Origin of the sequence: Erwinia sp. V71, assembly GCF_965644245.1 — a bacterium.
Lineage (GTDB): Bacteria > Pseudomonadota > Gammaproteobacteria > Enterobacterales > Enterobacteriaceae > Erwinia.
Map to the genome: position 1 here is coordinate 1 of NZ_CBFFRK010000153.1, position 10115 is coordinate 10115.

General features: G+C 51.0%; 9 protein-coding genes. 6 read left to right on the forward strand and 3 right to left on the reverse strand.

Annotated elements, in window-relative coordinates; genetic code table 11:
* Nucleotides 1-381: 381 nt before the first annotated feature.
* Together ACSZO1_RS20325 and ACSZO1_RS20330 are read right to left on the reverse strand one after the other, a co-directional pair.
* Nucleotides 382-669: a DUF1330 domain-containing protein gene (locus ACSZO1_RS20325; RefSeq protein WP_437615901.1), complete on the reverse strand. Its 288-nt coding sequence runs from the start codon at nt 667-669 to the stop codon at nt 382-384.
* A 2-nt stretch (nt 670-671) separates the two neighbouring features.
* Nucleotides 672-1349, reverse strand: a complete 678-nt coding sequence (locus tag ACSZO1_RS20330) for a GntR family transcriptional regulator (protein ID WP_437615903.1) — start codon at nt 1347-1349, stop codon at nt 672-674.
* Between the two features lie 517 nt (nt 1350-1866).
* On the opposite strand from ACSZO1_RS20330, the gene ACSZO1_RS20335 reads away from it, so the two are divergent.
* The 6 genes from ACSZO1_RS20335 (at nt 1867) to ACSZO1_RS20360 (ending at nt 8399) form a co-directional block, all read left to right on the forward strand.
* Nucleotides 1867-2469, forward strand: coding sequence for an amino acid synthesis family protein (locus ACSZO1_RS20335; RefSeq protein WP_045816877.1), 603 nt, complete (start codon nt 1867-1869; stop codon nt 2467-2469).
* Complete coding sequence (locus ACSZO1_RS20340; RefSeq protein WP_437615905.1) at nt 2441-3268, forward strand: alpha/beta fold hydrolase; 828 nt, start codon at nt 2441-2443, stop codon at nt 3266-3268. Before ACSZO1_RS20335 ends, ACSZO1_RS20340 begins: the two co-directional genes overlap by 29 nt.
* A gap of 3 nt (nt 3269-3271) precedes the next feature.
* Nucleotides 3272-4213, forward strand: a complete 942-nt coding sequence (locus ACSZO1_RS20345; RefSeq protein WP_437615906.1) for a flavin reductase family protein — start codon at nt 3272-3274, stop codon at nt 4211-4213.
* Nucleotides 4210-5247: an LLM class flavin-dependent oxidoreductase gene (locus ACSZO1_RS20350; RefSeq protein WP_436378753.1), complete on the forward strand. Its 1038-nt coding sequence runs from the start codon at nt 4210-4212 to the stop codon at nt 5245-5247. Before ACSZO1_RS20345 ends, ACSZO1_RS20350 begins: the two co-directional genes overlap by 4 nt.
* Nucleotides 5248-5258: 11 nt before the next feature.
* Entirely contained in the window at nt 5259-6725 is a 1467-nt protein-coding gene (locus tag ACSZO1_RS20355; protein ID WP_437615907.1) for an aldehyde dehydrogenase, read from the forward strand.
* Nucleotides 6726-7001: 276 nt separating this feature from the next.
* Nucleotides 7002-8399, forward strand: a complete 1398-nt coding sequence (locus ACSZO1_RS20360; RefSeq protein WP_437615909.1) for a purine-cytosine permease family protein — start codon at nt 7002-7004, stop codon at nt 8397-8399.
* A gap of 58 nt (nt 8400-8457) precedes the next feature.
* Here the strand turns inward: ACSZO1_RS20360 and ACSZO1_RS20365 are convergent, their stop codons facing one another.
* Nucleotides 8458-9726, reverse strand: a complete 1269-nt coding sequence (locus ACSZO1_RS20365; RefSeq protein ID WP_437615911.1) for a tyrosine-type recombinase/integrase — start codon at nt 9724-9726, stop codon at nt 8458-8460.
* Between the last annotated feature and the right edge of the window lie 389 nt (nt 9727-10115).

Here is a 10115-nt window from a genome sequence, read left to right on the forward strand (position 1 = left end):
GCAGGATAGCTTATCGGTAGCTAACCGTCCCTCCATCCACATGACCAAGCGTTGCACTTATTATCTGAATTCGCGCTATGCCAAAACGTTAGCCGCTTAGTCGTGGCGTAATTTATTACGTAATCCCGCAGCGATTTCACTGTTGAAACCTAAAATTCAAACTGATGCGATTAATCGCGCCGCGATCGAGCGATGTGATGCATTTTTGCACCTTGATGAAGCAGGTGTTTTCAAACATGAATGTGTTATTTTAAGTATTAAAATTAGGGGCTTACTATAAGATGTTGTTATGCGCAGGATGTGACCGGCAGCTAATTTAAGCTACCGGTTATTCAAGGGGGATTATAAAAAACCTCGATCATTAAATTAAATAAATGCTATTTACGCCAGTCCATCCATAATCGTAATCATCGCTTTCGCCACGTCTTCACGCTGTTTTTTCGCTAATTGATATTCTTCAGAATGGTAGCAATCTAATGCTGTTTGATAATCCGGGAATTCAATGACGACATGCTTAGTAAATTTTTCGCCCTCCAGTGAGGTAGCCTTTTCTCCTCGAGCGATAAACTTGGCTTGGTATTTCTTAAACGCCAAGGGCGCCAAATCAATATAATTCTGGTACTGCTGTGCATCATTGATATTAACGTGTGCGATCCAATAAGCAGACATCATTACCCCTCGGCAGTCAAAATAGATTTAGCGAGTATTGCGGCTTCAGTCAGATGTTGTTTCACCGCATCTTTCGCTTGTTCTGGATTGTTTTCTTCAATGGCTTCATAAATACGTGACATGCGTTCGAAACCTGCCACCTGGCGCTCAGGACTGCGCAGCGTGAGCGCGCGCAGACGGCTGATACGGCTGTTAAGGCGTTGCACGATCTCCCACGCAATATGATGTTTTGCAATGGAAAAAAGGGATTCGTAAAAGGCCTGAGAGGCTTCAACACGTTCAATATCATCGTGATCATGTGAGGCTTTGGCGATGCGCAGCAGTTTTTGGTGCAGATCCTTTTTATCTTTGCTGGTTGCCGCTTTAGCACAATCTTTCGCCGCCTCAGATTCCAGTAAAAGTCGAATATCATAAATCTGCTCGGCGACTTCCCAGGTTAATATCGCGACAATAGGTCCTTTTTTCGGCAAGTTTTCAATTAAACCTTCCGCTTCCAGATAACGAATTACCTCGCGCACCACGGTGCGGCTTACGCCTAATTCATCACACAAGCTACGTTCCACCAAACGATCGCCCGCTTTAAAATAGCCAGAGATAATGGCCTGGCGCACTTTGGCCAATGCCAGTTCGCGAAGGGTCACTGGCGTGTTTTCAATTTTTAAGGAGTGACTCGCAACCATAATTTTCTCTACGTTGGAATAAAAAATTCAGCTGGTCATTAATTTAAAACTCAGCAACCTTTTTACTATTAGCACTGTTTACCGCGCGAAAGCAACGCTGCCTGTTTGAGCGGTAGAGGTTATCCCCACGGGCGTGATGAGCCCCATCAGGGTGAAATTAGCGTTGGCTCACAGTTTCATCATGCGCCAAGGCTCATGACTCACACCCCTCGCCAAAGAAATATTAATTCGATGTAAATCATATCGTTAACCAGATATCCCTCACGAATTGTCGGTGAAATTTATGACATCAGTCACAACGCGAGAGTGCGCTCACTTCGATTCAGAATTGTGCCACGTAATGGGTTAATCCCCCTGATACAGCGGGGTTTCCCGCCCGAGAAGCATAGCAAAAAAGCCTGCACATAAGAACACCGTATGATGGTATACCAACTTTTGACATACCATAAATTCCAATGTTATATCCCTTCTCGACACACCAGATTAACAAACCGTTAACTTGAATGAGGCTCTAACCATGCATCCAGATATACGCAAGACTTTCGTTACCACCGAGACCATCTACTCCGACGGCGGCAAAGCGGCCACCACGCCGCTGGTGATGATTGCGGCGGCTGCCGTGGTAAAAAATCCGTGGGCCGGTGAAGGCTTTGTCGAAGACCTCGCACCGAAGATTCGCGAAATGGCGCCAGTACTGGGCGAACTGCTGACCGGCTTGATCGTGAAAGAAGCGGGCGGCGGTGACAAGGTGGTGGCTTACGGTAAAAGCGCAGTGGTGGGCCTGAACGGCGAACTGGAACACGCCTCAGCGCTGATTCATACCCTGCATTTCGGCAACCATTATCGCTCTGCTGTGAAGGGTAAAACCTATCTGGCCTTCAATAACACCCGTGGTCCAGCCAATACACCGATTTTGGTACCTATGATGGGCACGGATGATGAAGGTACTCGTGAGCACTACCTCACCATGCAGTTCAACATCAACGATGCGCCATTCGCAGACGAGATTGTGATCGCGCTGGGCGCGGCACTGGGCGGCCGTCCGCATCATCGTATCGGCAACCGTTATCTTGACCTGAAAGAGTTAGGCCATGACCAGAAAAACCCAGCAGCTATCTGAGTTAGGTCTCCAGGTCAGTTACCTGGAGGCTGGACAGGGCACGCCACTGGTGTTGATCCACGGCGTCGGCATGAATGCTGACGCCTGGTTCCCACAAATGGACGTGTTGAGCCGCTACTTCCGCGTGATAGCGGTGGATATGCCTGGCCATGGCGAAAGCAGCGGTTTTCGTCATCCTGCCACCTTAAAGGATTACGTGCAGTGGCTGGCCCTGTTCTTGCAGACACAACTCGAGCGCAGTTTTGCTGTCGCGGGGCACTCAATGGGCGCACTGATCACCGCAGGTATCGCTATCGATTATCCGCAGTTGGTGAATCACGCGATTGTGATGAGCGGCGTGTTTAAGCGTAACGATAGCGCGCGCAATGCGGTGTTGAAACGCGCACAAGAGTTAGCGACCGGTAATGTGCGGCTCGATGCGCCACTGGATCGTTGGTTCAGTGACGACCACCACGAACAACCCCTGCGTCAAAAAGTGGGAACGTGGTTGCAACAGGTGAATCTCGACGGCTATGCACGTGCCTACCAGGCGTTTGCGGCGGGAGATCGCTTCTATTCTGAGCGCTGGAATGAAATGCAATGTCCGGTGTTAGTGATGACCGGAGAACTGGATGCCAATTCGAATCCAGACATGACACACCAAATGGCCCAGGCAGCACGGCAGGGACAGGCGGTGGTGGTCGCTAACGCTAAACACATGTTGAACCTGACGGATGCAGACCGGGTGAACGAGGAAATTTTATCGTTCCTCAAGCCGGTTGCTGCCGCCGTCACGCAAAAAGAGCCTGTAAAGGAGTAACTTATGGACGCAGATAAACGCAGACAGTTACGCGACGCCTTTGGCGCCTTCATGACCGGTGTCACCGTGGTCACCACTAACGATGCACAAGGGCAGCCGATTGGCTTCACCGCGAACTCGTTCTCGTCGGTGTCACTTGACCCCGCGCTGCTGCTGGTGAGCATCGATAAGCGCTCCGCGAATTTCGAGAATTTCACGCAATGCCCGCACTTCGCCATCAACATTTTGGCGGAGCAGCAGAAAGAGACATCGAATATTTTCGCGCAGAAAGTGGCCGATCGATTCTCGCTGGTGAAGTGGCGCAAAGGGGAGTTCAACACGCCGTTGCTGGATGAGAGTTCAGCCTGGTTTGAATGCGCGATGCATCAGGTCATCGATGCGGGTGACCACGCGATTCTGATCGGTAAAGTCGAGCAGTTCGATTCCTGCGGTACACCAGGCCTTGGCTACTATCGCGGCGCCTACTTCACGCCGTATCAGAATGCGGAATCCCTGATTGCCGGTCCTAACGTCGTGGTCAGCGCGTTGATTGAATCAGCGGGTCAGGCGTTGGTGGTGAAGAAAGAGAACGGCTATGGCTTGCCATCGCAAACGGTCAATAACCGCAGCGTGAGTGAAACGCTCAATCTGTTGTTCACCGGACTGAACATTGAGGCCAACCCAGGTTTTGTCTACTCCATCTGGGAAGATCGCCAAAAGAGACAGCAGCATATTGTGTTCCTGTGTGCACAGCCGACGGGCAGCACCTTGCCAGCAATACAGCAGGGTGAGTGGGTGGATGTCCACACGCTGGCGCAACTGCCGGTGCCGGATAGTGCGCTGAAATCACTGGTCGATCGTTTTATCCGTGAAAATGCGGTGGGTAATTACGGTCTCTATTACGGTGACGAAGTCGAAGGTTCTGTCCGTCACTTCTTTACCGCATCTCATCAGGAGGTGGTATGAAACTTTCCTTGTTCCTGCACATGGAGCGCGTGTCAGCCGATGACGCACAGGACAAGCTGTACGATGAGATGATGGAACTGTGTGAAATCGCGGATAAAGGTGGCTTGCACGCTATCTGGACCGGCGAGCACCACGGCATGAATTTCACTATTGCGCCGAATCCGTTTATCAACCTGGTGGATATCGCCAGCCGCACCCAAAACGTCCGTCTGGGCACCGGCACCATTATTGCGCCCTTTACCCATCCGATTCGTCTGGCGGGGGAAGCGGCAATGACGGACCTGATCACCAAAGGGCGTCTGGATTTGGGGATAGCACGCGGTGCGTACTCATATGAATACGAGCGCCTGATGCCGGGGATGGATGCCTGGGAAGCTGGCCAGAGGATGCGTGAGTTGGTGCCTGCGGTGAAGGCCTTGTGGAAGGGCGATTACGAGCATAAAGGTGAGTTCTGGAATTTCCCGTCCACCACTTCCTCGCCGCAGCCAAAACAGCAGCCGCATCCACCCATTTGGGTGGCCGCTCGTGACCCGAACAGTCATGAATTTGCAGTGAAAAACGGTTGTAACGTGCAGTGCACGCCATTGCATCAGGGCGAAGAGGAGATCACGCGTCTGATCACTACCTTCAAAGCAGCCTGTCAGGAATATTCACCTGAGCAGCCGCTGAAAATCATGCTGCTGCAGCACGGTTTTGTGGCCGAAGACGAGGCCGATGCACAGCAAGCGGCAGTAGAACTTAATCGCTTCTACAACTACTTCGGTGCCTGGTTCAAGAATGAGCGCCCGGTGCAGCAGGGGCTGATCAAGCCGTTGACCGAGGAAGAGATCGCCGCGAATACCTATTACAGCGTGGAAGGGATGCGAAAAAATCTGGCGATTGGTAATCCTGATCAAGTGATCGCCCGCCTGAAAAACTATGAGGCGATGGGCTACGATGAGTACGCCTTGTGGCTGGATAGCGGCATGACCTTCGAGCGTAAGAAAGCCTCGCTGGAACGCTTTATTAAACACGTTGCACCTGCATTTCACTGAGCGGAGACGTCATGGAATCTTTCAAACTCTACATCGACGGCCAATTTGACGCCGGGGCTGCGACTTTCACCTCTTTGAATCCGGCCACCGCTGAGCCGTGGGCCACGATTGCCGAAGCACGCAGCGAGCAAACCGACCGCGCAGTGCAGGCGGCGGCCCGGGCTTTTGAATCCGATGCGTGGCGCGGCTTAACCGCCGGTGCGCGCGGCAAATTGCTGCTGAAGCTGGCGGATTTGATTGAACGCGATGCAGCCAAACTGGCACGTCTTGAGACGCTCGATACCGGGAAAATCATCCGTGAAACCCAGGCGCAGATTTCTTACGTGGCGGAATACTATCGCTTCTATGCCGGACTGGCCGACAAGATGGACGGCGCTACGCTCAGCATCGATAAAGCCGACATGGAAACCTGGATTAAGCGTGAACCGGTAGGCGTGGTTGCCGCGATTATTCCCTGGAACAGCCAGCTGTTTCTCTCCGCGGTGAAAATCGGCCCGGCCATTGCGGCCGGCTGTACGGTGGTGGTGAAGGCGGCTGAAGTCGCACCGACGCCGCTGCTGGGGTTTGCTGAACTGGTGCAAGAGGCCGGTTTCCCTGCCGGCGTCATAAACGTGATCACCGGCTTCGCGGAAGGCTGTGGCACAGTGCTGACCCAGCATGCGAAGGTCGATCACATCGCCTTTACTGGCGGTGCGGATACCGCACGTCACATTATTCGCAACAGCGCGGAAAACCTCGCCAGCACCTCGCTGGAATTAGGCGGCAAGTCACCGTTTATCGTGTTTGCCGATGCTGACCTGGAAAGTGCAGCCAATGCGCAGGTGGCCGCCATTTTCTCTGCATCAGGACAAAGCTGCGTCGCGGGCTCGCGTCTGCTGGTGGATGAGCAGATTAAAGATGCCTTTATTGAAAAGCTCATCAGTAAAGTGCGCGGTATTGTTATCGGTTGCCCGCAGCAGCAGGAGACGCAGTTTGGTCCACTCTGCACCGAAAGACAGAAAAGCAATATCGAGCAGGTAGTGAGGCGCAGTATTGAGCAGGGTGCGCGCCTGGTGATCGGCAATCAGCCGATTGACAGACCGGGATTCTATTTCCCACCCACCATTTTGGATTGCAGTGCGGTGCCAAATGCAGAAAGCGTGGTGCAGGAGCTATTTGGTCCAGTCTTGTCGGTGCTGACTTTTAAAGATGAAGCCGAGGCGATTCGTTTAGCGAATGGTACAGAGTATGGTTTGGCCGCCGGTGTATTCACCCAAAACCTGACGCGCGCCCATCGTGTCACGCGTAAGTTGCGTAGCGGCGTGGTGTGGCTGAACACCTATCGCGTGGTTTCACCGCTGGCGCCGTTTGGCGGCTACGGTAAGTCCGGTTTCGGTCGTGAAGGTGGTATTGACGCAGCGTTGGAATACACCACCACCAAAACAGTGTGGCTGCGCACCAGCGATGAGCCGATTAGCGACCCCTTTATTATGCGCTGATGGGTTAAGGTGCGCTTCCGCGCGCACCGTGCCGGAATCTGATTGGCATTTATCAATACGCACACTACCAGAAATAGCGTTGGGATTTTCAGCGTCGTTATTTATGACGACCGTTACTTGTACAGTTGTTAAGCATTAATTAGCACCGGGAGCCTTACCGCCAATTCTTTAATAAGAAGACGAAAAGACATTCGTCGGGATGGCTGTGGATTTTTTTTCGCGAGGAAGGTTTTACCCACATTAAAAACAATCCCACTTTGAGAATTGGAGGGTACGGTGAATACACAACCACGTCAGAGTCAAATTATAGAAAATAAGTCGGTAGATTATGTTCCGGAATCGGAACGCCACGGTAAATCGCACAGTTTATTTACCTTGTGGTTCTGTACCAACATTGCCCCTCTGGCGGTTGTCAGCGGCGCGATTGCCACCGAAACGTTTCATCTGAATGTTATTTCCGCTTTAACCGCGATTATTGCCGGTCATCTGTTTGGCGGAATTTTCCTTGCGTTAACTTCTGCGCAAGGGCCGAAAGTCGGCATTCCACAAATGGTGCAGAGCCGCGCGCAGTTTGGTCGATACGGCTCGCTACTGGTGATTAGCTTTACGACGATGATTTATCTCGGGTTCTTTATCTCGAATATTTCGTTATCCGGCAAAGTCATCAACAACGTCTTCCCGTCGATGCCGGTAAGCAGTGCCACGATCATTGGCGCTATTCTTGCCACTGCAATTGGTATCGTCGGTTACCATTTTATCCATCGCATCAATAAAGTCGGTGCATGGATTATGGGTGCGGCGCTGATTTTGGGCCTGGCGTTGATGGTGTCACAACCGTTACCGGCAGACTTTTGGTCTCGCGGCAGCATCAGTGCAGCAGGGTGGTTTGGCACCTTCTGCATCGGCGCGGTATGGCAAATCAGTTTCTCGCCCTATACCTCCGACTACTCGCGCTACCTGTCCGCCAATGTCGGTATTGCACGCCCGTTTATAGCCACCTACTTAGGCGCCTGTGGTGGCACGATTCTGGCCTTTATTTTCGGCATGATGGCAGTCAATATTGCGCCAACCAGTGATGCCATGATGTCAGTACGGCATGCGACCGGTTGGCTCGGCCCTATTCTGATGGTGCTGTTCCTGATCAATATTATCTGTCACAACTCAATGAATTTGTATGGTGCGGTATTATCACTGATTACGGCAGTACAAACATTCCGACCGCACTGGACGCCGGGTGCGGCGGTGCGGTTAGTGGTTTCAGCGCTGGTATTAGTGGGAAGTGTGTTAGTCGCCCTGGCAGCATCACAGAACTTTGTTTCGTTCTTTATTAACTTGATTTTAGCATTGATTGCGGTATTGATTCCGTGGATTGTGATTAATCTACTGGATTTTTATTATGTGAACAAGCAAAGTTACGACGTCGATGCAATATTCCGCGCGGATGGTGGACGTTACGGCCTACTGAATACCCAGGCGCTGATGGTGTATTTTTCCGGTATTGTGGTGCAGGTTCCCTTTGTGGAAAATGCGTTCTTTGCCGGTCCCTACGCTAACCTGATTCCTGGGGTGGATATTTCCTGGATGATCAGTTTGGTGGTGACTAGTATTGCCTACCCAATTTTTCATAGGCAAGGGGAAAAAATGTCAATAAAAGAGAGACAGAACGAAGTCTGACATTTTTAATATAATGCAGCACCTGTGTTTTATATGCTGCATTATACTTTTTACGATATCAGAAGAGTCTATCGCCACGTTTCCTGTGAAAAATGTAAGGAGGGACATAAGATTCACGGCTCGTATCCAGATAATCAGACCACCACTGCATCATCGACCTGCGAGCTTCAAGATGTTCCGCTTTATGTATATAGGCCAAACGCACGGTATTGCGTTCCTGATGGCTCATCTGGCGCTCCACCGCATCCTGCGACCATAAACCGGATTCCATCAGAGCGCTGCATGCCATCGCCCGGAAACCATGCCCGCAGATATCCTTTTTTGTGTTGTATCCCATCAAGCGGAGTGCCTTATTGACTGTGTTTTCACACATTGGTTTATACGGGTTATGGTCGCCTGGGAACACCAGTTCATGGTCTCCTGATATTTCCTTAATCCGTTGCAGAATGGCGATGGACTGTTCTGAGAGAGGCACGATATGAGCAGTGCGCATTTTGGCACCGCGCCCGGAATAACGCACGCCTGCAATGGCCTCGCGAGTGGCGGGAATTGTCCAGACCCGGTTCCTGAAATCAATCTCCAACCAGCGGGCAAAGCGCAGCTCACTGGAACGGATGAACAGATGCAGTGTCAGCAGGACGGCAAGCCGGGTCAGTTCACGACCCTGGTGATAACCTTCAATACGTTCAAGCAATTCAGGAAGGTGCTCCAGCGGCAGGGCGGGATAGTGGTGTCTGACGGGGGGAGCCGTCACGCCGTCAAGGTTTGCTGCAGGGTTGGTGTCAATTAATCCCTGATGGACCGCATGACGCATGATGTTACTGAGGTGCTGCCGCGTACGGGACGCAACTTCCAGCAGACCTTTTTCCTCAATATCTTTCAGCAGGTCAATGAAGTGACGGGGTTTAAGTTCAGATACTGACAGATGCCCGATGACCGGAAATATATGATTGTTCAGGCTGGCGAGCAGACGATCAGCGGTGTTCTGCGACCATTTTTTATTGCTTTTATGCCATGCCAGTGCCACGGTTTTAAACACTGTCTCCGGTTTGCGTGAACCACGTTCAGTGGCCCGCTGCATTGCCGGGTTGATGTTCAGTGCCAGCATTTTATGGATACCTTCACGCTGCTGTCGTGCATCAGAAAGGGAGACTGCAGGATAGGCACCCAGTGCAATGCGGGATTCTTTGCCGTTAATACGGTATTTGAGATACCAGTGACGTGAACCGCCGGGTTTGATAAGAAGATATAGGCCGTGAGAATCGGAGATTTTAAAGGGGTTATCAGAAGGTTTAAGAGTGCGGATTTTCGCATCGGTAAGGGACATATGGGGGGCGCTCCATTATCGAACTAACCTGACCCCAGATTTGACCACCAATTTTTCCCGATGCGGAGGATTAAATCAAAATACACCGGGAAGAATTTTCACGCTAACCTCTTGAATCAATATCAGATAAAGATTCGCAAGGAGGCATGAAAACAGGAATTTGGCTCTCTGACTGGACTCGAATGCATTTTTACTCTACTGTTTTATAAGGTTATTTTATATTAACATAATTTATGTAACAACATTTGTACCATCATTTGTATTTAAAAATAGTAAAAATGTCAATTATATTCAATTAATTACGTCAGTTTACGGGTCGTGACGCAGATTTAGTGGTAGTGGTTGATTGTCAGATACCAGCCGATGATCTTGTCGTGCATCTCTTCAGA

Coding starts and splice junctions, on each gene's coding strand:
- ACSZO1_RS20325 (WP_437615901.1), bottom strand. CDS start 669: ATGTCTGCTTATTGGATCGCACACGTTAATATCAATGATGCACAGCAG.
- ACSZO1_RS20330 (WP_437615903.1), bottom strand. CDS start 1,349: ATGGTTGCGAGTCACTCCTTAAAAATTGAAAACACGCCAGTGACCCTT.
- ACSZO1_RS20335 (WP_045816877.1), top strand. CDS start 1,867: ATGCATCCAGATATACGCAAGACTTTCGTTACCACCGAGACCATCTAC.
- ACSZO1_RS20340 (WP_437615905.1), top strand. CDS start 2,441: ATGACCAGAAAAACCCAGCAGCTATCTGAGTTAGGTCTCCAGGTCAGT.
- ACSZO1_RS20345 (WP_437615906.1), top strand. CDS start 3,272: ATGGACGCAGATAAACGCAGACAGTTACGCGACGCCTTTGGCGCCTTC.
- ACSZO1_RS20350 (WP_436378753.1), top strand. CDS start 4,210: ATGAAACTTTCCTTGTTCCTGCACATGGAGCGCGTGTCAGCCGATGAC.
- ACSZO1_RS20355 (WP_437615907.1), top strand. CDS start 5,259: ATGGAATCTTTCAAACTCTACATCGACGGCCAATTTGACGCCGGGGCT.
- ACSZO1_RS20365 (WP_437615911.1), bottom strand. CDS start 9,726: ATGTCCCTTACCGATGCGAAAATCCGCACTCTTAAACCTTCTGATAAC.